Below are 23454 nucleotides of genomic sequence, written 5' to 3'. Positions count from 1 at the left end.
TCGAACGGGGATTCGCAGACGACGCTATTCTAGGCCGTGTTGCGTCAAAAGCATGGGCTGGGCAATACCGGAGTGACGGGTTGGGGAAGAGGGCTCACTATCACATTGAAGACATTGGCCGTTCGAGAAAATTCCGCAACCGGGATGAACGCATCTCCGGCCACCGTCCTGATTGTGAGGTGCCAGGGAGCGGTGTAGCATCGTGAAAAAATGGCAACAGGACGGGAGGACGCCATGTGCCATCTCTTCGCGCACCAGCCCCAACGCGACTACGAATCACAGACCCGTTCTCTAAGGATCGGCGGGCACTGCACCTCGATCCGGCTGGAAATGGCGTTCTGGGACACGCTGGAGGAGATCGCGGCCAAGGAGAGCATGAGCCTCGGCAAGTTCCTGACGACACTCTACAACGAGGTGCTCGACCATCATGGCGAGGTCAACAATTTCGCCTCGCTGCTGCGTTGCTCGTGTCTGATCTACCGCTCCCGGAGCATGGTGCCGGAGTTCAAGGCCACGGTGGAGCCGATTCTCGACGCGGCGGAATAGACGTTCCAACAAAAGTGCGTAGGCCGGATGGAGCGAAGCGCAATCCAGGATTCGAGCCACAGGTGAAAGCGGCCCCGGATTGCGCTGCGCTCCATCCGGGCTACGGGACTACAATACTCCCTCTGGCGTCATTGCGAGGAGCTCTTGCGACGAAGCAATCCAGACTGTCGCTGCGGAAAGATCCTGGATTGCTTCGCTGCGCTCGCAATGACGGCGAGGGCGCCCGGCCTCAAATCTCCTTCTTCTGCATCGCGCCGGCGATGTAGTCGGCCTGCCGGATGGCCAGCGCGACGATGGTCAGCGTCGGGTTGCAGGCCGCGCCGCTGGTGAACTGGCTGCCGTCGGAGACGAACAGGTTCTTGATGTCGTGGCTCTGACCAAACTTGTTGACCACCCCGTCCCGCGGTTTCTCGCTCATCCGGTTGGTGCCAAGATTGTGCGTGCTCGGATAGGGCGGCGTCGGATAGGTCACGGTGGCGCCGACGGCGTCGTAGACTGCAGCGCCTTGCTTGTAGGCGTGGGCCCGCATTGCGACGTCGTTGGGATGATCGTCGAAATGCACGCTCGCGACCGGCTGCCCGAACTTGTCCTTCACGACAGGGTCGAGCGTGATGCGGTTGGTCTCCTGCGGCATGTCCTCGCCGACCAGCCACATGCCGGCCATCCTGGGATAACCGTCGAGTGCTGAGGTGAACGGGCGGCCCCAGGCGCCGGGATTGAGGAACGCCGCCATGAAGGGCAGGCCGATCGACAGCGTCTCCATCTCGTAGCCGCCGACGAATCCGCGCTTCGGATTGTTAGCGGCCTCATCGCGGATGATGCCGGCCATGGTGGTGCCGCGATACATGTGCACCGACTTTTCGAACACGGCGTAGACGCTGCCGGTCATGTGGCGCATGTAGTTGCGGCCGACTTGGCCGCTCGAATTGGCGAGACCATCGGGGAACATGGTCGAGGCGCTGTTGAGCAGCAACCGCGGGCTTTCGATCGAATTGCCGGCCACCGCGACGATGCGCGCCTTCTGGCGCTGCATGGCGCCATTTTCGTCGGCGTAGACGACGCCGGTCACCTTGCCGCTCGCATCGTGCTCGATCTTGACCACCATGCTGCCGGGGCGGACTTCGAGATTGCCGGTCGCCTCGCCCTTCGGGATCTCGGTGTAGAGCGTCGACCATTTCGCGCCGGATTTGCAGCCCTGGAAGCAGAAGCCGATCTGCTGGCAGGAGCCGCGCCCGTCGCGCGGCTGGCTGTTGATCGCCATGTTGCCGGTGTGCACGGTCTTGTAGCCGAGCTTTTTCGCGCCGGCCTCCAGCACCTTGAAGTTATTGTTGCCGGGAAGCCCGGGAATTCCGTTGGTGCGGGTCACGCCCATCTTGTTCTCGGCCTTGGCGTACCACGGCTCCATCTCCGCGAGCGTGACCGGCCAGTCCAGCAGATTCGCGCCGGGAATGTTGCCATAGGTGCTCTTCACCTTGAACTCGTGCTCGTCGAAACGCAGCGAGGCGCCGGCCCAATGCACGGTGGAGCCGCCGACTGCCTTGACGATCCAGGCGGGAAGACCCGAAAAATCCTTGGCGACGCGCCATGTGCCTGACGTCGTGCGCGCATCGGTCCAGGCGAGCTGCGAGAAGCTCTCCCATTCGTCGTTGATGAAGTCGTGGTTCTCGATGCGGGGACCTGCCTCGAGAATGACGACCTTGACGCCCTTCTGCGCGAGCTCGTTGCCCAGCGTGCCGCCGCCGGCGCCGGAGCCGACGATCACCACAACGCTGGAGTCGTTCAGATCGAATTTTGCCATATGCGTTCTCCTGAACCGTTGGGTGACGTTAAGCCTTCGGCAGCCAGTCGATGTCGGCAAAGCCGCGGTTGATGTATCCGCCATGCTCGGCCGAGGAGCCCTCGTAGCCGAACCGCGGCCAGACCTCTTTCTGGTTGTAAAGCGAGACGACGAGGTCGCCGCGCACCTTCTGGAAGAACTCGCTCTGCTCGATCTCCTTCAGCAGCACCACGCGGTCGGCTTCCCAGGGCACCTCGGCGTAAGCCACCTTGTGGCGATCGCGCGCGTTCTGGTCGAGCCGCGCGATGCCGTCGCTGATCAGCGTCTTGACGGCGGGATCCTTGGCCGCCTTGCCGTCCCACGGCCTGATTGCGGTGATGTAGTAGCTGTCGCCGAGCACATCGTGCGGATAGATGTCGCGTGCGACCTTCAGCAGTGTCTTCATTGTCGCAGGCGACAGCGTGCTCGCTTCATCTGCCCAGGCATTGTCGATGCTGACACCGACGCTGCTCGCGACGGCCGCAACCGGTACGGCGGTTGCCGCGCCCTTGAGAAAGACGCGGCGGCTGTGCTTGCTTCGACGGTCGACTTCTCTCATGGCATGTCCTCCTTCAATTCTTGTGATTGGGATTATCGTGATTTGGTCAATTGAAACGGCCGCCCCGCTGGATCACCTCGATCTTGTAGCCATCGGGATCGTTGACGAAGAAGAAGCGCGCCAGCGTCCTGCCGTCGTGCTTGAAATCGCGTAAGGGGCCCGGCGCGAGCTGCTCGCGCTCGAAGCGGGCATGTTCGGCGTCGAGGTCTTCGACCACGACGGCGAGATGGCCGTAGCCGTCACCGAGCTGGTACGGCTCCTTGCGATCGAAATTCACCGTCAGCTCGACCTCGAAAGGTGAGGAGGGATGACGCAGATAGATCAGGGCGAAATCCGCGAATTTCAGATGGTCGACGACCTCTAAGCCGAAGGCGCGCCTGTAGAAGTCGAGCGATCGTGCTTCGTCGCGCACACGGATCATGGAATGGACGGGCTTTGCCATTCAGTTCTGCTCCTTGAGATAAGTGATGATGGCAGCGCGCGTCTCCGGCATTGCCTGCCGGTAGGCCATGACCACGCCGGGGACGACCGCCTGAGGATTGGCCAGCCAGGCGTCGAGCTTTGCTTCGTCCCAGGCGAAGTCGACCTTCGCGAGACTCTCCGAGTAGCGAAAGCCATCGAGCTTGCCGGCGGGCCGGCCCACGATCTTGACCAGAGGCGGACCCTGCCGCATCGGCTCCGACAGGCTGATGGTGTGGCACACTGCGCATTGCTGCTTGAAGAGTGTCGCGCCATCCAGCGGTCTTGCCGCCGGCAATGGCATCTGCGCGTCGGCAACCCGCATCATCAGCACCATCGCGGTGCACAATCCCAGCACGACTGCGCGCATCGCCAAGAGCTCGCCCCATCCACTTCGAAGTCAGCGTGCGCAAACTCTAGGCGGCGTCAGAGATGCGGTGGTAGTAGCGGGCTGTTTCGCTGCAAACGGGGGCTCGCGCGTGGCGTGTGTTCCGCGCTGCCGCATATGAGGAGCACAATTCCGCGAAACCGCCCAGAAATCCCTAAACGATGACCACACGACGCAGGTTGCATCACAGCCGCGCCGTTCAAACTCTCTTTGCGATGAACTGGTCCGGTGCAGGCGAGCGGCGCAGGGATGCCGCCGTGCCGTTCATCGCGAAAAAATCCAGGAGAAATGGATGAAGTTGGTGAAGACCTCTGCAATCGCATGCGCTCTCTCGGCTCTCATTGCGACGCCTGTTCTCGCGCAAGGTACGTCATCTGGCGTCAAGCCCGGAGGCACCGTGCAAAGCAAACCCATGCAGGGCGGCACGGTGGGCAGCGAGGATGATGATGTCGGCGCGCAGCAGGGGGCTGCCGGCGAGAAGGCCGGCATGAAGTCGACCAAGGGTAAGGGTACCGCCGGAACCACTGGCAGCGCGACGCGTAAGGGCACGGCCGACGATGCGGCTACGGGCGGTGCTGCGACCGGCAAGCGCTACTGACGACTATCCTTGAAACAGCAAATCTCCGGTCGCCCTGCGGCCGGAGATTTTTTTCGGTGCCTCAAGCACGATGCGATTGGGATGAATCGCAATCGCACCTTTCGGTCATTGTTTTGAGCATGACCTTATCGGAAGGCCGCCTTTCCGGATCATGCTCTAATCGTCGAAACCGCGCCCGCGCTTCGCCTTGATGTCGCTGCGGCGCTTCTTGCCTTCGAGCCGGCGCTGCTTGGACGCGAAGGTCGGCCGTGTCGCGCGTCGTGGGATCGGGCGTACCATCGCCTCGCGCAACATTTCGACCAGCCGGTCGATGGCATCCTGCCGATTGCGCTCCTGGGTGCGGAAGCGCTGGGCGTGGATCACGATCACGCCGTCCTTGGTCATGCGCTGTCCGGCGATGCGGGCAAGCCGGATGGCGGCATCCTCCGGCAGGGTCAGCTTGCGCGTGTCGAAGCGCAGTTGCGCTGAAGTCGCGACCTTGTTGACGTTCTGTCCGCCGGGCCCGGAGGCGCGGACAAAGCCGATCTCGATGTCGTCCTCGTCGATGACGAGATCGCGGGATATCCGCAGCATGATGGCACCATTCGTGACGTCCGGACATATCGCGAACGTCTACGTTCGGCAATGGTGCATCGTGGAAACGCAAATGGCGGGGACCCGGCTCCGCCATGGCTTCGCCGGGCGGCGAAGCCGCAGGCGGAGACGGCGAGCCCGGCCATTTCAGGAGACGCTTTATCGGATCGTCAGTTCGACTTCGTCGCCGGTACCGCCACCGGCTGCGCGGCGGCCTGCGGGGCGCGGCCGACGATGACGGTGAGGAGGCCCTGATCCCACAGGCGCTTCGCGGCGGCCTTGGCGTCGTCCAGCGTCACCGCATCGACAATGGCGTTGCGCTTCTCGATATAGTCGATCGGCAGCTTGTCCTGCTGATACTGCAACAGCGCCTGCGCCAGCTTGGAGGAGGTGTCGAGCGCCAACATCTGCGAGCCCTTGAGGTAGGACTTGGCCTCGTCGAGCTCCTTCTGTGTCGGGCCCTCCTCGGCGATGCGGCGGACTTCCTTCTCGATGGCGTCGATGGTGTCGCCGGCGCGGTCGGCGCGCGTGCCGGTATTGCCGATGAACAGCGCCGAATGCTCCATCCACAGCAGCGATTCGTACACGGAATAGGCCAGCCCGCGCTTCTCGCGGACCTCGCGATAGAGCCGGGAGGACAATCCACCGCCGCCGAGGATGTGGTTGACGACATAGGCCGCCATGAAGTTGGGATCGCTGCGCTTCACGCCGGGGCCACCGAAGGTGATCACGGTCTGCGGCACGTCGAGCGTCACGAAGGCGCGTTGCGGCGGCTTTGCGGCCTCGACGTCGGGGACCGGCGTGAGATTGGCCTTGGCGGGGAGGCTACCAAAGGTGTGGTCGAGCAGCTTGCCGAGCGTGGCCGGATCGATGTCGCCGACGACCGCGATCTTCAGCCCATCCTTGGCGAGCACGCGGCCGACATAATCCTTCAAGTCGGCGACCGCGATGGTCGGCACGCTATCGAGGTTGCCGTTGGTCTGCCGGCCGTACGGGTGATCGCCGAAGGCGACCTCGAGGAACTTGCGGCTCGCCAGCGATGTCGGATTGGTGGTCTCGCGGCGCAGTCCCGAGATGACCTGCGAGCGGATGCGCTCGACATCGGCGGTGTCGAAATGCGGCGAGGTCAAAGCCATCCGTAGCAGGTCGAAGGCCTCGTCCTTGTTGTCGCGCAACATGCGCAGGCTGCCGCGGAGGGTGTCGCGGGTGGCGTTGAAGGAGAGCTCGATGGCGCGGCGGTCGAGCCGTTCATGGAAGGTCTTGGAGTCGAGATCGCCGGAGCCCTCGTCGAGGAGGTCGCCGACGAGGTTGGCGACGCCCGATTTGTCCTTGGGATCCTGCGCCGAGCCGCCGGCGAAGGAATATTCCATGGCGATCAGCGGCACGGTTGCGTCCTGCACGAACCAGGCTTCGATGCCGCCCGGAGAGGTCAGATGCTGGATCTTTGCGGCTGCATGCGACGGCGAGACCGCGGCCAGTGCGAGGGCCGCGCCGGTAACGAAGGACAGCGCGAAGTGACGCGCGCGAAGGAAGGGATAGGTCACGAACGCTTCTCCTCGCGCTTGGCGGTGGCGGTGTCCTTGATCAGATAGCCCGTCACCGAGCGCTTCTTTTCGAGCCATTTCTGCGCAACGGCGCGAACCTGCTCGGCAGTGACCGCGCGGATGCGGTCGGGCCAGCTCCTGATGTCCTCGATCGACAGGCCCGTGGTCAGCGCGCCGCCATACCAGCGCGCCAGCACTGCCTGGTTGTCCTGGGCATAGATCGCTTCCGCAATGAGCTGGGTCTTGACCCGCTCCAGATCCTCGGCGCGGATCGGGTTCTGCGCGACATTGGCGATGACGCCGTCGACCGCCTGCTCGACCTCTGCGAAGCTGACGCCGGGTTTCGGTGCGGCCGAGATCGCGAACTGGGTCGGGTCGAGCGAGATGCTCGAATAGCTGGCGTTGGCCGAGACCGCGAGCGGCTTGTCGACGACGAGGGCGCGGTAGAGATAGGAATTACTGCCGCTGCCCATCAGCTGCGCGAGCACGTCGAGGGCCGCGCTCTCGCCGGCTGCGGCCGTGGTCGCCGAGGGCACGAGATAATAGCGCCGCATGTTCGGCTGCTCGACCCGCGGATCGGCCAGCGTGACGGTGCGCGGTGCGGCCGGCTCCGGCTCCTGCGGACGAATGCGCCGCGCCGGGATGGCGGGCTGCGCCGGGATGGCGGCGAAATTGCGCTCGACCAGCGGGCGGATTTCAGCGGCGTCGACGTCGCCGGCGATCACCAGGATCGCATTGTTCGGCGCGTAGAAGCGGCGGTAGAAGGCGAGCGCATCCTCGCGATCGAGTTTCTCGATCTCCTGGTGCCAGCCGATCACCGGCCGGCCGTAAGGGTGGTTGAGATAGAGCGCGGCCATGATCTGCTCGTTCAGCCGTGCGTCCGGATTGTTGGCGACGCGCATGTTGTACTCTTCGAGCACGACGTCGCGCTCGGGCAGCACGTTCTCGTCCTTGAGGATGAGGCCGGTCATGCGATCGGCCTCGAACTCCATCATGGTCGGCAACTGCTCGCGCGGAACGCGCTGGTAGTAATTGGTGTAGTCGACCGAGGTCGAGGCGTTCTCGTTGCCGCCGACGCGGAGCACGGTCTGCGAGAATTCGCCGACGGGATGCTTCGAGGTGCCCTTGAACATCAGGTGCTCGAGGAAGTGGGCGAGGCCGGATTTGCCTGGCGTCTCGTCGGCCGAGCCGACCTTGTACCAGATCATCTCCGTGACCACGGGCGTGCGGTGATCCGCGATCACCACGACCTGCATGCCGTTGCTGAGCGTGAAGCTGGCGGGCGGGGCCGATGTTACCGTGGTCTGGGCGAGGGACGCGCCGGCTGTCAGGACACTCGTCGAAAGCAGCGCGGCAAGGAGGCAGGCAGCCGATCGGTAAGAGGACATCATGATCCCTAGTGAAAGGCCGAGATCCGGATGTCCGGCTCGGAAGCACGGCATGCTACACCGTGCGGCTGAGGCTTCGCGTCACGAAGCAGAGAACTCAACGCGGAGGCAAGTTACTGATAAGCAATTTAGGAACCACGTCCGGCGTGCACGAGCCGCCGGCGCAGGGTGCGGTTCTGTCAGGATGTCGCGGCGCGACAGGAACGTTATTGTTCCTTCTCCTTGCCGGACATGATGTCGAAATAGGTCCGTCGCGACTTGTCAGGCCCGGCGCCATAGGCGTAGTTCGGCGACGGCGTCTGATAGCCCGGCGGGGGCTCGACCAGCGATTGGCGCGGCGGCTCGCTAACGAATTTCTTCTCTTCGGAGCTGTTGCCGCCCTTCATCATGTTCCACAGACCACCGCTGTATCCGAGCTCGGCGGGGCTGAGTGACGGGTTGCCGTTGGTACCCGGCTGGATGGGATCATTGCTGGTGCGGGGGGCCGCGGCGACCTCACCCGCTTTCATCTCAGCGGGGGTCAGGGGCCGGGCGGCCTGCCAGTTCTCCGTCGCCTTGGTGGCTTTCTTGCGCGCGGCAATCGCTTCCTTGCGGCGCTTCTCGTCGGGGTCCTTCGGCCAGTTCGGCGCATTCGTGGCCTGGGTGGCGACCGGCGGCGGCAGGTCGAGCTTGGGCGGCACGACCAGCGGCGAACGCTCGCGGTACTCGATGCCGGGCTTCTCCATGCTCTTGGCGCCGAGGCCGGACATCAGATTGTCGATGAGCTTCTCTTCGAAGGTCATGTCGTCTTCCTCGTCGTCGTCACCGGCGCGGGCGGCGCCGGTCGACATGACGAGACCGATGCCGAGCGCGACAGCGGACAATTTCAATGCCCGCCAGAACCCCCATTTGGGGTCTCGAACCATTGAACCGCTGGTCTTCGAGCTGCGCATCACCATACCTGTTCCATATTGTGGCAGATTGCCGCTCGCACGCGGCCTGACCCCTTGCAAAAACGGATTCCACCTGCCGGTCGTATCGGCCGGGATCAGGGCGCTTTTGCGGCGGGTGCCCCCAGGAAGGAATCATACAATACCGCCGCCACCCCAGCAACGATGGCCACGTCGGCGAGGTTAAACACGTACCAATTATAGGTATGTCCGCCGATTTCGATGTGAAACAGGGCGAAATCCACCACCGCGCCATAGGCCAGGCGGTCGATGCCATTGCCGATGGCGCCCCCGATGATCAAGCCTAGCGCGATGGTCGCGAGAAGGGTGTGGGAGCGGGCCATCCAGATCGCCAGCGCGACCACCGCGATAGCTTTGACGGCCATCAGCGCGAGCTGCGCCGCCTGGCCGTCGTTCTGGAGCCAGCCGAAGCTGATGCCGATGTTCCACGCCAGCACCAGATCGAAGAACGGTGTCACCCGCACCACGTCGCGATGAGCGAGGTCGAACACGTTCAGCAACCAAAGTTTGGAGGCCTGGTCGAGGACGAGTGTGACCAGGGCGGAGGTGATGCCGGCGCGGAGCGGGGTCATGCCGGGATGCCTGCCGTTAGCACCGGTGTCGTCCCGGCGAAGGCCGGGACCCATACCCCGAGGCAGCGGTTGTTTGAAAGACTCGGAGTCATCAGCCTTCGCGACGATTAGCTGCGGTGGTTATGGGTCCCGGCCCCCGTGCGCAATTGCGCACTAGGCCGGGACGACGGCTTGTTAAATCCCCACCCCCAGCGCCTTCCATTCGCGCAGCGCCCGAGCGTCCCGCGGGGTGACGTCGGGGTATTCGGGGTCTTCGCCCACCGTCGGTGAGATCTTCCAGGAGCGGGCGCATTTGGTGCCGACCGCCTTCTCGACGACGACTGCGACGCCGGGCACGGCATCGAGACGGAACGCGGAAGCCGGCGCCTCGCCCTCACGCACCTCGTAGTTCGAGGTGATGCAGACTTCGGCGAGATCGACGTCGAACAGCGTCGCCAGCATGGCCCGGTCGGCGACATAGATCACCGGCGAGGCCTCCAGCGACGAGCCGATATTCTTGGCGGCGCGTTCGAGCTCGAGCGCGCCGGTGACGACGCGGCGCACGTTGCGGATCGTCTCCCACTTCGCCGCGAGCTTGTCGTCGCGCAAGGCTTCGAGATCGTGCGGGAACAGCGTCAGATGCACGGACGGCTCGGCGTCGGGCCGGTACATGCGCCAGCCTTCCTCCGCGGTGAAGCTGAGGATCGGGGCCAGCCATTTCAGGATCGAGGCGCACAACAGGTCGATGGTTGTCAGCGCCGCCTTGCGCGTCAGCGAAGAGGGCGGATCGCAATAGAGCGTGTCCTTGCGGATGTCGAAATAGAACGCCGACAGCTCACTGTTGAGGAAGGCGGACAGGACAGCGACCGCCGTCTTGAAATCGAACTCCCGATAGGCCTTGTCGATAGCGGCAGCGCGGATCGCGAGCTCGTGCAGCATCAGCCGCTCGAGCTCGGGCATGTCGGCAGGGGCGACCGCGTCGGCCGGCTTATAGTGATGCAGCGTGCCGAGCATCCAGCGCACGGTGTTGCGCAGCTTGCGATAGGTCTCGACGGTGTTCTTCAGGATTTCGGGGCCGATGCGCTGGTCGTCGGTGTAGTCGCAAGATGCGACCCAAAGCCGCAAAATGTCGGCACCGGATTCCTTGATGACGGCCTGCGGCTCGATCGTGTTGCCGAGCGACTTCGACATCTTGCGGCCGTCCTCGGCCTGGGTGAAGCCGTGGGTCAGCACGATGTCGTAAGGAGCCCGACCGCGCGTGCCGCAGCTCTCCAGCAGCGAGGAGTGGAACCAGCCACGATGCTGGTCCGAGCCTTCGAGATACATCACCGTGTCGGTGCCGCCATCGACCTTGCGCTTGATGCCGGCGAGGCCCGGGAAATGCACGGGGTCTTCGAGCACGAAGGCGTGCGTCGAGCCAGAATCGAACCAGACGTCGAGAATGTCGTCGACCTTTTGCCAGTCTTCATTCGCGCGGGACCCGAGGAAGCGCTCGCGCGCTCCCTTCGCATACCAGGCGTCCGCGCCTTCCTTCTCGAAAGCTTCACCAATGCGCGTATTGACGGCCTCGTCCTGGAGGATCTCGGCCGATCCGTCGCCCTTCTCCCGTACGAACACGGCGATCGGCACGCCCCAGGCGCGCTGGCGCGAGATCACCCAGTCCGGGCGGGCCTCGATCATGCCGTTGATGCGGTTCTCGCCCGACGGCGGCACCCATTGCGTCACCGAGATCGCATGCAGCGCGCGCGCGCGGAGCGTGTCGCCGGACTTGGTCTTGCCGTCAGCGGCAACGTCCTTGTCCATCGCGATGAACCATTGCGGCGTGTTGCGGAAGATCACCGGCTTCTTGGAACGCCAGGAGTGCGGATATTGATGCTTCAGCCGACCGCGCGCGAGCAGCATGCCTCTTTCGACGAGCGCCTTGATCACGGCCTCGTTGGCGTCGCCCTTCTCGCCCTTGTCGTTGATGACGCGCTTGCCGGCAAAGCCCGGCGCATGATCGGTGTAGGCGCCGTTCTCGTCGACGGTATAGGGGATTGCCGTGTTGATGCCGCGCGCATCGAGATCTCGCGCCTGCGCCATCCACGCGTCGAAGTCCTCGCGACCATGGCCGGGTGCCGTGTGTACGAAGCCGGTGCCGGTGTCGTCCGTGACGTGGTCGCCGGGCAGCAGCGGCACGATGAAGTCGTAGCCGCCGGCGAGGCCCTTCAGCGGATGGGCACATTCGATCGCGTCCATGGTGTCGCCGGGGACCTCGCGGACCTTCTCATAGGCCGTCACGCGCGCCTGCTTGAAGACTTCTTCAGCGAGCGCGTCGGCGAGGATGAGGAGATCGCCGGTCTTGGCCCAATTGTCGGCGGGTGCCTCGGTCACCTTGTACAGGCCATAGCCAATCTTCGGCGAGAACGAGATGGCGCGGTTACCCGGCAGCGTCCATGGTGTCGTGGTCCAGATCACCACGCTTGCGGAGGCGAGCGCGCCGTGCGCGGGCGAGGTCACCGGAAACTTCACCCACACCGTATCGGAGGTGTAGTCCTCGTATTCGACCTCGGCTTCGGCCAGCGCGGTCTTCTCGACCACGCTCCACATCACCGGCTTGGAGCCGCGATAGAGCGTGCCGTTGGCGGCGAACTTCATCAGCTCGCGCGCGATCTGGGCTTCGGCCGGAAAGCTCATGGTGGCGTAGGGATGGTCCCAATCGCCGATCACGCCAAGGCGCTTGAACTCCTCGCGCTGCACGCCGAGCCAGTGCGTGGCATAGGCGCGACATTCCTTGCGGAAGTCGATCATTGCGGCAGAGTCGCGGAAGTCGGGCTTCTGCTTGCCCTTCTTGCGATAGTGCTCTTCCTCGACCTTCCACTCGATCGGCAGGCCGTGGCAGTCCCAGCCCGGCACGTAGTTGGAATCGAAGCCGAGCATCTGCTGGCTCTTGGTGACGAGATCCTTCAGGATCTTGTTCAGCGCCGTGCCGATATGGATGTTGCCGTTGGCATAGGGCGGGCCGTCATGCAGGACGAACTTGGCGCGACCCTTGGCGCTCTCGCGCAGCTTCTCGTAGAGGCCGATCTCGTACCAGCGCTTGAGGATCTCCGGCTCGCGCTGCGGCAGGCCGGCGCGCATCGGGAATTCGGTCTGCGGCAGGAACAGGGTTTTCGAATAGTCTTTGACTTCAGACTTTTGGGACTTCTGCGGCTTTTCGGACATGAGGCTGACTGGCTCGGAAGGGGCGCGGGAAAACGGATAGCGATAAGGAATCGCGGGGGTGAAACGACAACATCCCGGTCTTGCGCCGAGCCGAAGGCTCAGGCGGAAGCCGGGCCGCTAATCGCTATGATGCGCCGCGCAAACATGGGCTCTCCATAGCAGCCGGGCGGGGGAAGCGCAAAGGTTCGGGTGGCCCGGTTTCCGGCTCAATCGATCGCGCCAAGCTTCGGAAACGCGTCCGGGGCGGCGGCCAGCATGGCGCGGGCGCGGGCGGAATCGTCGTCCATCTGGCGGATCAGGGCCTCCAGACTGTCGAATTTCAGCTCTTCGCGGATGAAGCCGACGAAGGCGCAGTCGAGCGCCTGCCCGTAGAGATCGCCCTTGAAGTCGAACAGGAAGATTTCCAGCAGCGGCGCGCCATTGTCGAAAGTCGGTCGTCGGCCGAAGCTTGCCACGCCGTCGAGGCGCTCGGCGCCGCGGCCGACCCGCACGGCGTAGATGCCGTGCTTCAGGCCGCAATTGGCGTCCAGACGGATGTTGGCGGTGGGATAGCCAAGGTCGCGGCCGCGCTTCTCACCGTGGATCACCTCGCCGGTGATGAACCAGGGGGCTCCCAGCATGGTGGTGGCTTCGTCGAGCTGGCCCTCGGCGAGGGCGATCCGGATCGCGCTGGAGGAGACCGGCCGCTCGTCGATATCGACATGGGGCTGCACGTCGACCTCGATGCCGAGCCGGGGCGCCTCGTTGACCAGCAGGCTCGGCGAGCCGACGCGACCTTTGCCGAAATGAAAGTCGTATCCGACGGCGATGCCGCTGACGCCGAGGCGCCCGATCAGGTCATGGTGAATGAAGTCTTGCGCGCTGGTTCCGGCGCGCGCCTTGTCGAAAGTCATGACCACGGCGCCGGCAAGGCCGGTGCCGGCCAAAAGTCGCAGTTTGGCCGGCTCATCCGTCAGGCGGAATTGCGGGGTGTTGGGGCTGAAAAACCGCCGCGGATGGGGTTCGAAGGTCAATGCCAGCGCAGGACGGCCATGCGCCCGGCCCATTTCCAGGGCGGCCGCGATCACGGCGCGGTGACCGAGATGGACGCCGTCGAAATTGCCCATGGCGACCACAGCACCCCTCGGAATCGCAGAGTCCGGCGTGGTGTCGCGGATGACGGTAAAATGCGGAGCCATCAGGGGAATTCTCGAAGCGGCAGGACCGGTCGGGACCGTGGCTCGACCGGCCCGACGAAGTCAAGCGGGGGGAGCCGGGACATTGAACACGATTTCAGTCCTTTAGAGGCGTCCGCAGTTAACGCGCTGTTTAACGCCTTGATGCTAGTCCTTTGGCGTGGAACTGCCGGGCTCCCGGCCTGGCAGGTCCGATCGTAATATTCCTGGGTTTGCGTTGGGGGAGTCGAGATGGCGGTTGATTTGTCGATGCCGGTTCTGGTGGTGGATGACTACAGCACCATGATCCGTATCATCAGGAATCTGCTGAAGCAGCTTGGCTTCGAGAATATCGACGATGCCAGCGACGGTTCGGCAGCGCTGAACAAGATGCGCGGCAAGAAGTACGGGCTCGTGATCTCCGACTGGAACATGGAGCCGATGACGGGTTACGACCTCCTGCGCGAAGTGCGCGCGGATCCGAACCTCGCCACCACGCCCTTCATCATGATCACGGCTGAGTCCAAGACCGAGAACGTGATCGCGGCCAAGAAGGCCGGCGTGAACAATTACATCGTCAAGCCGTTCAACGCGGCGACGCTGAAGACCAAGATCGAGGCGGTCTTCCCGGACATGGCGAGCGCGTAAGGGCGCCTGGCCTGAAAACAGTCATCCATTGAGATCGTCGTGCCCGGGCTTGTCCCGGGCATCCACGTTCAGGGACATGCGAAGGACGGCGTGGATGGCCGGGTCAAGCCCGGCCATGACGAGGTCTGGAGCCCTGCAATTCGTCCAAGCTCGTGGTCGTGTCACCACTTCAATTCGCGCATCAGCGCCTTCGGCGGATGGCCGAACAATTCCATCACGGATGCCGGGTCGAGCTGGTCGAGACCCTCGAACTCCTCGGCATGGATGCCGCGGGTGACGAACAGGCAGTCGATGCCGAACTCGCGCGCGCCGGTGAGATCGGTGCGGACGGAATCGCCGATCGCCAAGACCTTTTTGCGATCAATTTGGTGGCCCTGGCGTTCGCCGGCGAGCGCCATCGCGCGCTCATAGATCGGCCGGTGCGGCTTGCCGTAGAAGATCACCTCGCCCCCGAGCTCACGGTAGAGCTCGGCGATGGCGCCGGCGCAATAGATCAGCCGGTCGCCGCGTTCGACCACGATGTCGGGGTTGGCGCAGACCAGCGTCAGCTTGCGCTCGCGCGCCTTCAGCATCATGCCGCGATAGTCTTCCGCCGTCTCGGTCTCGTCGTCATAGAGGCCGGTGCAGACGATGTAATCGGCTTCCTCCAGCGGCGCGGTCGTCGCATCGAGGCCACGGTAGATCGAGTTGTCGCGCTCGGGGCCGAGCCAGAACATCTTGCGGCCGGGATGCTCGGCGACATAGAGCCGCGTCAGGTCGCCCGACGAGACGATCGCGTCATAGGTCTCGTCCGCGACACCGAGCTTGCGCAATTGCCGCTGCACGGAGTCGGCCGGGCGCGGTGCGTTGGTGATCAGGATCACCGTGCCGCCGCGGCTGCGATAGGTATGCAGCGCCTCGCAGGCCTCGGGGAAGGATTCGAGACCGTTATGGACCACGCCCCAGATGTCGCTGAGCACGACGTCAACGCCACCCACGAGCTCGCGCAGGCTTTCGGCAAAATGCAACGTGGTCATGATGCGCGCGGCCAATCAGATGCGGCGCGCGAGCGCCGCGTTGCCGGTGATGCGTTGTGGCGGAGGCGCTGAAGACGTTGCGCCTGAGCTGGGTGTGCCGGAGCCATTGGATCCCTGGATGTCCTGCGCCTGGGTCGGCGAGGCCCCGCCGGTAGCAGATGCCCCTTCCGGCCGCAATGGCCGGGGCGGTGCGAACAGAAAGCCCTGGCCGAACCGCACGTCATAATCGAGCAGGTCGACCACCGCGCGCTCGCCCTCGATCCGCTCGGCGATCAGGTCTATGCCGAAGCGGCCGAGCAGATCGGAGAGGTCGGACGGATGGATGTCCGAGGCCGAGGCCTGCTTCGGATCGAGCAGCAGCGTGGCCGGCACCTTGATGAAGCGCACGCCGCGGTCGGCGAGCTCGCGCGGCTCGATGCGCAAATCCGTGACATGGTCGATCGAGAAGCGGTAGCCGCGCTGGGCGAGTGCGGCGAGATTCTCGGTCTCGGCCGGGCCGAGGTTGCGGAAGGTCGACTGCTTGAACTCCAGCACCAGCGAGGGCGCCAGCGCCCGGTTGGCTTCGAGGAAGTCGAGGCATTGCGCGAAGGTGGTGGAATTGCCGAGCGTGGAGGCCGCGACATTGCAGAACACGCCGACATCCTTGTTGCGCACCATCAGGCGCCGCAGCACCTGCACACAGCGCAGCATCACCATATTGTCGATGCGCCCGATCAGCCCGGAGGCTTCCGCGATGCTGATGAACTCCTCGGCGGCGATCAGCTGGTCGCGCTCATCGCGCAGGCGCGTCACCGCCTCGTAGAACCGCACCTTGCGCTGCGGCAGCGTCACCATCGGCTGGAGGAAGATGTCGATGCGGTTCTCGTCGATCGCGTTGCGCAGCGTCGCCAGCAATTGGGTCTGGTTGCGGCCGTTGGCGACCTGGGTCGGGACCGCCTGTGCGGGCCGCGGCTGCGCTGCGGGAGGCGGGGGCGCCACGGGCAACGGTGACGGGGCAGCCGGCCGCTCGTCGATCGTCGCGATCAGATCGAGCGGCGCCACCGGATCCTGCCTCTCGACCGGGCTTGCGGCTGATACCGGAGCGGCAGCCAGCAGGTCCTCATGCGCCGAGACGGTGGTCGCGAGCTGCCTGACCAGTCCGCCGAGCTCGTTGATCTCGCCGACCACCGACTGGATGCGGTCGGAATTGGTCGAATTGGACGAGGCGATGCGTCCCTCGACCGCCGCAAGCCGGCGGCCGAACTCGGCCACCTGACGGGCGAGGTCGGCGGTGCCGCGCGAGAGGTCGGCGATCTGGCCGCCGACGTCGCTGCGGTCGCGCAGCCGCATCGACACCGCGTTGTAGAGGATCAGGAAGGTCAGCGCGGTCAGCGCCACGATCGCGGACTCGGTTCCGCTGATGCCGGCGACCGAATAGAGCACCAGCCCCAGCGAGGCCGCGACCAGAACCATGCAGATGGCGATGAAGATCGTCGAAATGCGAATCATGCCGCGCGTTACGCCTCAAGAGCTGACTGTCTTACCCGGGAAAACACGGGCCGCCGTCCGACCCGTCACGCCTCATGCTCCCCCCAAGCAGCATGACCTTAACATCATTGTTGATTCGAGGGGATAGCAGCCTCCAGCACGCGCGTTCAGGACCGTCATGGCCTCAGGCCGGCGCGGCGGCGCCGACCGTATCGGCCGAGACGGCTTCGCGGCTGCCGAGCGGCTTCGGCCGCCCGGTGGTCGTGTCGCGCAGGGTCTGCCGTTCGATCTCCGAGTTCAGCTCGGCTCCGAACATGATCACGATCGCCGACATCCACATCCACATCATCAGACCGATCGCCGCACCGAGCGAGCCGTAGGTCGCGTTGTAATTGGCGAATTCCGAGAGATACCAGGAGAGCAGTGCCGAGCCGGCGATCCAGAGGATGGCCGCCATCACCGCGCCGAGGCTCAGCCATTGCCAGCGCGGCGCATCGCGGCTGGGCGCAAACCGGTAGAGGATGGCGAGCGCAACGAGCAGGATCAGGAACAGCAGCGGCCATCGTGCCAGCGCCACGATCAATTTGCTTTCAGGCGCCAGGCCGAGGTGATTGAGCACGAGCGGGAGGGCGACGACGGCAGCCACCATCAGCAACAGCGCCATGATGCCGCCGACCGTGAAGGCCAGCGACACCATGTTCAGCCGGACGAAGCTTCGCTTCTCGCGCTCCTCATAGGCGACGTTGAGTGCGTCGAAGATCGCCTTGACGCCGGCATTGGCGCTCCAGATCGCGAGCACAAGGCCGAACAGGAAGGTGGCACCCAGCGCCGTGCTGCCCTTCGACACCACGCGCCCGACCTGTTCCTCGACGATCTGGAAGGTGCCTTCGGGAAGCATCATCGCCAGCTTCTGGAGGTTATCGCTGATCGTGGAGGGATCGGCGAACAGCCCGTAGGACGAGACCAGCGCGGTCACGGCCGGAAAGATCGCGAGCAGCCCGAAGAACACGACGCCGCCCGCTGTGGCGAGCAGGCGATCCTCGTCGATGCGCTGATAGGTGCGCCAGAAGATATCCTTCCAGCCAGCCCAGGGGATCGTGAGGGGGCTCTTCGCGCGGCGGCCATGGCCGGGCTGCACGGCTGCGCGCCCCGGGTCGGTTTCCGGTGAATTCGCCTCGCCTTTGCGATGGTCCTGCGGGGGCCCCGAGCGGACCAGGCCGGAGTCCTGGAAGTAGCGCTCGGCGGTGAGCACGAACACGGCCGTGGCCGCCACCAGCAACCAGCTGTCCATCTGCTCGGAGCGCCGCACCAGCATTCACGTCTCCAGACCGTGCCTATGGCGCCGCCGGCGTGCGGCCGTCAGCCCGACCAGGCCGACGGCTGCGAGCATCAGGCCCAGTTGCACGGGACGGTTGGCGCGGTTCGACCAGACTTTGCTGCCATGACCGCGTTCGCCGGGCGCAAGCGGCACGAGGGGGATCGTCGTTGCGACCTCCTTCACGGCCTCCTTGACCGTTCCACGAGGAATCCGCGGGGTGGTGATCGCAACGCGCACGCGGCTCGCAAGCGGCACGACCGGCTTGGCCGGCCGCTTCATCATCGTCATGGCGATGCCGGCACAGACCGCCGCCAGCACCAGCAGCACTGCACCGACAGCACCGAAACTCCAGAATTGCCCGTAGGTGATCTCAACCCAGCGATACAGGGCGATCAGACCGACAAAGAGGGCCGCGATGACGAACAGCCCGGCCACCGCAAACAGGCCGGTTGCAACCGCGTAGGACGTCGCCCGTCCGGTGGCCTGGCTGGTGCGGTCGCGCAAGTACGATTGCGTGGCTCGCTTGAGATGGTTGAGCTTGAGCGCCACGCCGGCGCGCAGCAATTCGCCCGATGGCGCGAGCATGCGGACATCCTCCGAGAGCCACGAAATTCGTCGGGGGATGAACGTGGCGGAATTTGACTTGTTCCGAGGGAGCGGGCCCGCCGTAGAGGATCAGCCGAGATCGGCGGCTGCGATCCAGAACACTTCGGCCTCGGAGTCTTCGGTGTCCAGCCAGAGCAACGGCAGTTCCGGAAAGGCCTCGTCGACCAACTCGCGGCCGCGCCCGATCTCGCAGATCAACCCGCCATCCGGCGTCAGGTGATCGGGCGCCTCGCGCAGGATGCGGCGCACCACGTCGAGGCCGTCAGCGCCGCCGTCGAAGGCGAGTTTTGGTTCGGCCCGGCACTCCGGCGGCAGCGCGGCCATGCCTTCGGCATCGACATAGGGCGGATTGGTGATGATCAGGTCATAGCGTGCATCGCCGAGCGGGGCGAACAGGTCGCCGCGATACAGGCTGATCCGGTCCCCGAGCCCGTATTCGCCGACATTCCGCGTGGCGACCTCGATCGCGCCCTTGGAGATGTCGACGGCATCGACCGCAGCGTTCGGAAAATGATGCGCGGCGAGGATGGCGAGGCATCCCGATCCCGTGCAGAGATCGAGCACGCGCTCGACGGCGGTGGGATCGTCGATCAGCGATCCGGCAGCGCCGTCGCTGCCGAAATGCGAATCCAGCAGCTCGCCGATGAAGGAGCGCGGAACGATGACGCGCTCGTCGACATAGAAGGGCAGGCCGCGCATGTAGATCTTGTTGACGAGATAGGCGGCCGGTTTGCGCGTGGTGACGCGCCGATGGATGAGATCGAGGATCGTCTTGCCCTCGGCGACCGTGACGCGCGCCTTGGCAAAAATCTCGAACTGTTCGGGATTGAGATGCAGCGCCTCGCTGACCAGGAAGGCCGCCTCGGCAACCGGATCGGTCGTGCCGTGGGCAAAGGCGAGCTCGGCTTCGACAAAGCGGCTCACCGCATAGCGGACGAAATCGAGCAGCGTGAGAAGCTCACCCGCACCGACCTTCGCAAGTCTTGGCGCGGCGCGGCCGCGCGCGGTCTTTTTGGATGCTCTTGCCATCAGGATCGGGTCCAGCGCGCGGCGGCTTCGTCGTCACGCGCCTGGGCCTCGACCCAGCCGGCGCCGGCTTCGCTCTCTTCCTTCTTCCAGAACGGCGCGCTTGTCTTGAGATAATCCATCAGGAACTCGGCCGCTTGGAACGCGGCCTGGCGGTGTTGCGAGGCGGTCAGCACCAGCACGATGTTCTGGCCGGGCATGAAGCGGCCGACACGGTGAATCACCGTGACGCCGTTCAGCGGCCAGCGCGAAATCGCCTCGTCGACGTGACGCTTGATCTCTTCTTCCGCCATGCCCGGATAATGTTCGAGCGTGAGCGCGGCGATCTTCGCGCTGTCCTCGTCGGCTCGGCAGATGCCGGAGAAGCTCACGACCGCGCCGATGTCGGTACGGCTCTTGGTCAGGATCGCGATCTCGCGCGCAATGTCGAAATCATCCTCCTGGATGCGGATGGTGACGGGGCAGGTGGTGACAGCGGAGGTCATGGCCTAGCCGCCGGTCATCGGCGGGAAGAACGCGATCTCGCGGGCGCCCGCGATCGCGGTGTCCTGCTTGACATGGGCATGATCGATCGCGGCGCGGATCACCTTCGGCTTCTCGAAGGCGTAGGCATAGGCCTCGCTCCGGCCGGACAGCCAGGCGATCAGCTCCTCGATGGTGCGCACCGTCGCGGGCGGCTCGATCATCTCCTCGGCCTTGCCGACGCGCTCGCGCACCCAGGCGAAATACTTCACCTTCATCCCTCGTCCTCCTTGATGAGGTGATGGATGCCGGCACGGAAATAGTCGTAGCCGGTGTACATGGTGAGGATCGCCGAAGCCCACAGCAGCGCCAGTCCGATCATCGACACCACCGGCACCACCTCATCGCCGGCCGGGCCTGCGAGCAGGAAGCCGATGGCGACGAGCTGAACCGTGGTCTTCCATTTGGCGAGCTTGGTCACGGGCACGCTGACGCGCAGCGCGGCGAGGTATTCGCGCAGGCCCGAGACCAGGATCTCGCGGCACAGGATCACGATGGCAGCCCACAGCGACCAGCCATGGATGATGCCATCGGCGGCCAGCATCAGCAGGCACGAGGCGACCAGCAGCTTGTCGGCGATCGGGTCGAGCATCCGGCCGAACGCCGATTGCTGATTCCAGATTCGCGCATAATAGCCGTCGAGGTAATCCGTCACCGCGGCGCCGATGAAGATGGCCACAGCCACCCAGCGCAGCCATAGCGGCCCGTCCACGATCGACTGCGCGTAAATGCATCCGACCACGACCGGGATCGCGGCGATCCGGCCGTAGGTCAGGATGTTGGGAAGGGACATCGAGCGCCTGGTTGCCCCTCGTGTCGTTGCGATGTTCATCCGTCCTACCAATACCGCTGGTGCCTGAACGTCAACCGTTCCGCTCCTCAAATGAGGCGCGGACGCAACGATCATATGACCGCGGTCCCCCTTTAGTTCATCCCGGCTGGGGATGGAAATACTCGAAAATCCTGCGGGCGCTCTCGGCGCTTACCCCCGGAACCTTGCCGAGATCGGTGATCGAGGCACGTTCGATCTCCTTCAGGGTTCCGAAATGATGCAGCAAGGCACGTTTGCGTGACGGGCCGATGCCCGGGATCTCCTGCAAACCGGCCTCGCGGATGTCCTTCTTGCGCAGCTTGCGGTGCGAGCCGATGACGAAGCGGTGGGCCTCGTCGCGCAGGCGCTGGATGAAATAGAGCACGGGATCGCGCGGCTCCAGCTTGATCGCCTCGCGCTCCGGCATGAACAGGGTCTCGCGGCCCGCATCCCGGTCCGGCCCTTTCGCGACCGACATCAGCGACACCTGGGTCAGGCCGAGATTGGCAAAGATCTCGCGGACGGCGTTGAGCTGGCCGCGGCCGCCGTCGATGATGACGAGGTCGGGCCATTGCGGGAAATCGTCGTCCTTGGCCTTGGTCACGCCCTCCTCGGGCGGATTGATCAGGCGCTTGAAGCGTCGCTCCAGCACCTCGCGCATCATGGCGTAGTCGTCGCCGGGCGTCAGTCCTTCCGACTTGATGTTGAACTTGCGGTACTGGTTCTTCACGAAGCCGTCCTGGCCGGCGACGATCATGGCGCCGACCGCGTTGGTGCCCTGGATGTGGCTGTTGTCGTAGACCTCGATGCGCTTGGGCACGTGTGGCAGGTTCAGCGTCGCGGCCATGGCCTCGAGCAGGCGGCTCTGCGTTGCGGTGTCCGCGAGCTTGCGGCCGAGTGCCTCGCGCGCATTGGTGAGCGCGTGGGTGACGAGCTCCTTCTTCTCGCCGCGCTTGGGAGCGGTGACCTCGACCTTGTGGCCGGCCTTGATCGACAGCGCATTGGCGAGCAGCTCGCTCTCCTCGATCTCGTGCGAGAGCAGGATGTTCTTTGGCGGCGGCTTGTCGTCGTAGAACTGGGCGAGGAAGGAGCCGAGCACTTCCTCCGGGGTAAATGTCTTTTCCGCACGCGGAAAATAAGCGCGGTTGCCCCAGTTCTGTCCGGTGCGGAAGAAGAACACCTCGACGCAGGAGAAGCCGCCCTCCTGGTGGATGGCGAACACGTCGGCTTCCTCGACCGTGCGCGGATTGATGCCCTGCTGCGACTGGATCGCCGACAGCGCAGCGAGGCGGTCGCGGTAGAGCGCGGCGCGCTCGAATTCGAGCTCGCCGGAGGCCTTCTCCATCTCGCCGGCGAGCTCCTGCTTCACCGCATGGCTCTTGCCGGAGAGGAAGTCGGTCGCCTCGCGCACCAGCGTCGTATAGCCGGGAAAGTCGATCTCGCGGGTGCAGGGGCCGGCACAGCGGCGGATCTGGTAGAGCAGGCAGGGCCGGGTACGGCTCTCGAAGAACGAATCGGTGCAGGAGCGGATCAGGAACGCGCGCTGCAGTGCGGTGATGGTGCGGTTCACGGCGCCCGCCGAGGCGAACGGGCCGAAATAGCGGCCGGGCCGCGTCTGCGCGCCGCGGTGCTTCAGGATCTGGGGCGCCCAATGGTCGCCGGTGATCAGGATGTAGGGAAACGACTTGTCGTCGCGCAGCTGCACGTTGAAGCGCGGCCGCAGCTGCTTGATGAGATTGGCCTCCAGCAGCAGTGCTTCCGTCTCGGTGTTGGTCGAGACGATCTCCACGGTCACCGTGGCGGCGATCATGCGCAGGATGCGCGCCGGCTGCGGCGCACTCTGGCGCGCGTAATTGGACAGGCGCTTTTTGACGTTCTTAGCCTTGCCGACATAGAGCACGTCCGCATTCGCATTGAGCATGCGATAGACGCCGGCCGAGGTGGGGGCGAGCCGGACCGCGCGCTCGATCGCCTCATGACCCGTCGCCAGCGGGCCCTCGCCGACCGCGCCGCTCTCTTCCAGGATATCCGGCAGCCGCGCATCGTCTTCGTCGTCGCCGCTCGCTGTCGCGGGATCGAGGTCGGGTGGCGCCATTTCCGCTTCCCGGGGCGGGGCGTCCGGCGCGGTGACGCGCACCGGCTTGCGCGCGCGTGCGTCGTCCGGGTTGTCGGGGGAATCGTGAACCATGGTGCGAATTTAGGCGCTGGGGGTGCCGATTTGAAGTTCCGGCGGTGGCGCACGCACAGGATGGCGGGCGCAGTTCCCGGTAACGCTTGCTTAAGCCTGTTAACAGCGCGGTAACCCGGCTT

23 protein-coding genes are annotated in these 23454 nt (G+C 64.8%); 3 read left to right on the top strand and 20 right to left on the bottom strand.

Going from position 1 to position 23454, the window contains the following annotated elements:
* Positions 1 to 234: 234 nt before the first annotated feature.
* A complete protein-coding gene (locus tag AAE027_RS25905; protein ID WP_370986325.1) occupies positions 235 to 546 on the top strand; it encodes a ribbon-helix-helix domain-containing protein in 312 nt (103 codons plus the stop codon).
* A gap of 229 nt (positions 547 to 775) precedes the next feature.
* On the opposite strand, the gene AAE027_RS25900 is transcribed toward AAE027_RS25905, so the two are convergent.
* Genes AAE027_RS25900 through AAE027_RS25885 form a run of 4 tightly spaced genes read right to left on the bottom strand, consistent with a single transcriptional unit; the run spans position 776 to position 3750 of the window.
* Entirely contained in the window at positions 776 to 2344 is a 1569-nt protein-coding gene (locus tag AAE027_RS25900) for a GMC family oxidoreductase (RefSeq protein WP_370986324.1), read from the bottom strand.
* Positions 2345 to 2372: 28 nt separating this feature from the next.
* Positions 2373 to 2921, bottom strand: coding sequence for a gluconate 2-dehydrogenase subunit 3 family protein (locus AAE027_RS25895; protein ID WP_370986323.1), 549 nt, complete (start codon positions 2919 to 2921; stop codon positions 2373 to 2375).
* 46 nt (positions 2922 to 2967) lie between these two features.
* The gene (locus AAE027_RS25890) at positions 2968 to 3363 is read right to left on the bottom strand and encodes a VOC family protein (protein WP_091886837.1); all 396 of its coding nucleotides are present in this window, start codon (positions 3361 to 3363) and stop codon (positions 2968 to 2970) included.
* On the bottom strand, positions 3364 to 3750 hold the full coding sequence (locus tag AAE027_RS25885) for a c-type cytochrome (RefSeq protein WP_370986322.1): 387 nt from the start codon (positions 3748 to 3750) through the stop codon (positions 3364 to 3366). It lies immediately after the preceding gene.
* A 415-nt stretch (positions 3751 to 4165) separates the two neighbouring features.
* On the opposite strand from AAE027_RS25885, the gene AAE027_RS25880 reads away from it, so the two are divergent.
* On the top strand, positions 4166 to 4366 hold the full coding sequence (locus AAE027_RS25880) for a hypothetical protein (RefSeq protein WP_370986321.1): 201 nt from the start codon (positions 4166 to 4168) through the stop codon (positions 4364 to 4366).
* A 156-nt stretch (positions 4367 to 4522) separates the two neighbouring features.
* Here AAE027_RS25880 and arfB read toward each other — a convergent pair whose 3' ends face one another.
* From arfB to AAE027_RS25845, 7 genes are all read right to left on the bottom strand, one after another.
* Positions 4523 to 4939 carry an alternative ribosome rescue aminoacyl-tRNA hydrolase ArfB gene (gene arfB, locus AAE027_RS25875; protein WP_091886828.1) on the bottom strand — a complete coding sequence of 139 codons (417 nt, stop codon included), beginning with the start codon at positions 4937 to 4939 and terminating at the stop codon, positions 4523 to 4525.
* A gap of 170 nt (positions 4940 to 5109) precedes the next feature.
* Entirely contained in the window at positions 5110 to 6483 is a 1374-nt protein-coding gene (locus AAE027_RS25870) for a M16 family metallopeptidase (protein WP_370986320.1), read from the bottom strand.
* Entirely contained in the window at positions 6480 to 7874 is a 1395-nt protein-coding gene (locus tag AAE027_RS25865; protein ID WP_370986319.1) for a M16 family metallopeptidase, read from the bottom strand. Before AAE027_RS25865 ends, AAE027_RS25870 begins: the two co-directional genes overlap by 4 nt.
* A gap of 203 nt (positions 7875 to 8077) precedes the next feature.
* Positions 8078 to 8803: a hypothetical protein gene (locus AAE027_RS25860; protein ID WP_370986515.1), complete on the bottom strand. Its 726-nt coding sequence runs from the start codon at positions 8801 to 8803 to the stop codon at positions 8078 to 8080.
* Between the two features lie 95 nt (positions 8804 to 8898).
* Positions 8899 to 9393, bottom strand: coding sequence for a signal peptidase II (gene lspA / locus AAE027_RS25855; protein ID WP_370986318.1), 495 nt, complete (start codon positions 9391 to 9393; stop codon positions 8899 to 8901).
* Between the two features lie 174 nt (positions 9394 to 9567).
* Entirely contained in the window at positions 9568 to 12576 is a 3009-nt protein-coding gene (gene ileS / locus AAE027_RS25850) for an isoleucine--tRNA ligase (RefSeq protein ID WP_370986317.1), read from the bottom strand.
* A gap of 206 nt (positions 12577 to 12782) precedes the next feature.
* A complete protein-coding gene (locus tag AAE027_RS25845; RefSeq protein WP_091886817.1) occupies positions 12783 to 13754 on the bottom strand; it encodes a bifunctional riboflavin kinase/FAD synthetase in 972 nt (323 codons plus the stop codon).
* A gap of 228 nt (positions 13755 to 13982) precedes the next feature.
* Between AAE027_RS25845 and AAE027_RS25840 the strand changes: the two genes are divergently transcribed.
* A complete protein-coding gene (locus AAE027_RS25840) occupies positions 13983 to 14378 on the top strand; it encodes a response regulator (protein WP_008567674.1) in 396 nt (131 codons plus the stop codon).
* Positions 14379 to 14539: 161 nt separating this feature from the next.
* Here the strand turns inward: AAE027_RS25840 and AAE027_RS25835 are convergent, their stop codons facing one another.
* From AAE027_RS25835 to uvrC, 9 genes are all read right to left on the bottom strand, one after another.
* On the bottom strand, positions 14540 to 15394 hold the full coding sequence (locus tag AAE027_RS25835; RefSeq protein ID WP_370986316.1) for a TIGR01459 family HAD-type hydrolase: 855 nt from the start codon (positions 15392 to 15394) through the stop codon (positions 14540 to 14542).
* A 15-nt stretch (positions 15395 to 15409) separates the two neighbouring features.
* Complete coding sequence (locus AAE027_RS25830; protein ID WP_370986315.1) at positions 15410 to 16882, bottom strand: EAL domain-containing protein; 1473 nt, start codon at positions 16880 to 16882, stop codon at positions 15410 to 15412.
* A gap of 163 nt (positions 16883 to 17045) precedes the next feature.
* Positions 17046 to 18176 carry a YihY/virulence factor BrkB family protein gene (locus AAE027_RS25825; RefSeq protein ID WP_370986314.1) on the bottom strand — a complete coding sequence of 377 codons (1131 nt, stop codon included), beginning with the start codon at positions 18174 to 18176 and terminating at the stop codon, positions 17046 to 17048.
* The gene (locus AAE027_RS25820) at positions 18177 to 18764 is read right to left on the bottom strand and encodes a phage holin family protein (RefSeq protein ID WP_370986313.1); all 588 of its coding nucleotides are present in this window, start codon (positions 18762 to 18764) and stop codon (positions 18177 to 18179) included.
* A gap of 90 nt (positions 18765 to 18854) precedes the next feature.
* Entirely contained in the window at positions 18855 to 19814 is a 960-nt protein-coding gene (gene prmB, locus AAE027_RS25815) for a 50S ribosomal protein L3 N(5)-glutamine methyltransferase (protein WP_370986312.1), read from the bottom strand.
* A complete protein-coding gene (locus AAE027_RS25810) occupies positions 19814 to 20296 on the bottom strand; it encodes a molybdenum cofactor biosynthesis protein MoaE (RefSeq protein WP_370986311.1) in 483 nt (160 codons plus the stop codon). Before AAE027_RS25810 ends, prmB begins: the two co-directional genes overlap by 1 nt.
* A gap of 3 nt (positions 20297 to 20299) precedes the next feature.
* Positions 20300 to 20551 carry a molybdopterin converting factor subunit 1 gene (gene moaD / locus AAE027_RS25805; RefSeq protein ID WP_091886798.1) on the bottom strand — a complete coding sequence of 84 codons (252 nt, stop codon included), beginning with the start codon at positions 20549 to 20551 and terminating at the stop codon, positions 20300 to 20302.
* Positions 20548 to 21165 (bottom strand): CDP-diacylglycerol--glycerol-3-phosphate 3-phosphatidyltransferase, encoded by a 618-nt coding sequence (pgsA, locus tag AAE027_RS25800; RefSeq protein ID WP_091886795.1) that lies wholly within the window; start codon positions 21163 to 21165, stop codon positions 20548 to 20550. Before pgsA ends, moaD begins: the two co-directional genes overlap by 4 nt.
* Positions 21166 to 21262: 97 nt before the next feature.
* Positions 21263 to 23332, bottom strand: a complete 2070-nt coding sequence (uvrC, locus tag AAE027_RS25795) for an excinuclease ABC subunit UvrC (protein WP_370986310.1) — start codon at positions 23330 to 23332, stop codon at positions 21263 to 21265.
* Positions 23333 to 23454: the final 122 nt, after the last annotated feature.

The organism is Bradyrhizobium sp. DN3 (assembly GCF_041357655.1).
Taxonomy (GTDB): domain Bacteria; phylum Pseudomonadota; class Alphaproteobacteria; order Rhizobiales; family Xanthobacteraceae; genus Bradyrhizobium.
Note: the sequence above shows the minus strand (reverse complement) of the source record. Positions and strands in the feature narration are given on the sequence as shown.

Bases quoted from the DNA above. Each gene is read 5' to 3' on its own strand.
- AAE027_RS25905 (WP_370986325.1), top strand. From the start codon at position 235: ATGTGCCATCTCTTCGCGCACCAGCCCCAACGCGACTACGAATCACAG.
- AAE027_RS25900 (WP_370986324.1), bottom strand. From the start codon at position 2,344: ATGGCAAAATTCGATCTGAACGACTCCAGCGTTGTGGTGATCGTCGGC.
- AAE027_RS25895 (WP_370986323.1), bottom strand. From the start codon at position 2,921: ATGAGAGAAGTCGACCGTCGAAGCAAGCACAGCCGCCGCGTCTTTCTC.
- AAE027_RS25890 (WP_091886837.1), bottom strand. From the start codon at position 3,363: ATGGCAAAGCCCGTCCATTCCATGATCCGTGTGCGCGACGAAGCACGA.
- AAE027_RS25885 (WP_370986322.1), bottom strand. From the start codon at position 3,750: ATGCGCGCAGTCGTGCTGGGATTGTGCACCGCGATGGTGCTGATGATG.
- arfB (WP_091886828.1), bottom strand. From the start codon at position 4,939: ATGCTGCGGATATCCCGCGATCTCGTCATCGACGAGGACGACATCGAG.
- AAE027_RS25865 (WP_370986319.1), bottom strand. From the start codon at position 7,874: ATGATGTCCTCTTACCGATCGGCTGCCTGCCTCCTTGCCGCGCTGCTT.
- AAE027_RS25860 (WP_370986515.1), bottom strand. From the start codon at position 8,803: ATGCGCAGCTCGAAGACCAGCGGTTCAATGGTTCGAGACCCCAAATGG.
- lspA (WP_370986318.1), bottom strand. From the start codon at position 9,393: ATGACCCCGCTCCGCGCCGGCATCACCTCCGCCCTGGTCACACTCGTC.
- ileS (WP_370986317.1), bottom strand. From the start codon at position 12,576: ATGTCCGAAAAGCCGCAGAAGTCCCAAAAGTCTGAAGTCAAAGACTAT.
- AAE027_RS25845 (WP_091886817.1), bottom strand. From the start codon at position 13,754: ATGGCTCCGCATTTTACCGTCATCCGCGACACCACGCCGGACTCTGCG.
- AAE027_RS25840 (WP_008567674.1), top strand. From the start codon at position 13,983: ATGGCGGTTGATTTGTCGATGCCGGTTCTGGTGGTGGATGACTACAGC.
- AAE027_RS25835 (WP_370986316.1), bottom strand. From the start codon at position 15,394: ATGACCACGTTGCATTTTGCCGAAAGCCTGCGCGAGCTCGTGGGTGGC.
- AAE027_RS25830 (WP_370986315.1), bottom strand. From the start codon at position 16,882: ATGATTCGCATTTCGACGATCTTCATCGCCATCTGCATGGTTCTGGTC.
- AAE027_RS25825 (WP_370986314.1), bottom strand. From the start codon at position 18,176: ATGCTGGTGCGGCGCTCCGAGCAGATGGACAGCTGGTTGCTGGTGGCG.
- AAE027_RS25820 (WP_370986313.1), bottom strand. From the start codon at position 18,764: ATGCTCGCGCCATCGGGCGAATTGCTGCGCGCCGGCGTGGCGCTCAAG.
- prmB (WP_370986312.1), bottom strand. From the start codon at position 19,814: ATGGCAAGAGCATCCAAAAAGACCGCGCGCGGCCGCGCCGCGCCAAGA.
- AAE027_RS25810 (WP_370986311.1), bottom strand. From the start codon at position 20,296: ATGACCTCCGCTGTCACCACCTGCCCCGTCACCATCCGCATCCAGGAG.
- moaD (WP_091886798.1), bottom strand. From the start codon at position 20,551: ATGAAGGTGAAGTATTTCGCCTGGGTGCGCGAGCGCGTCGGCAAGGCC.
- pgsA (WP_091886795.1), bottom strand. From the start codon at position 21,165: ATGAACATCGCAACGACACGAGGGGCAACCAGGCGCTCGATGTCCCTT.
- uvrC (WP_370986310.1), bottom strand. From the start codon at position 23,332: ATGGTTCACGATTCCCCCGACAACCCGGACGACGCACGCGCGCGCAAG.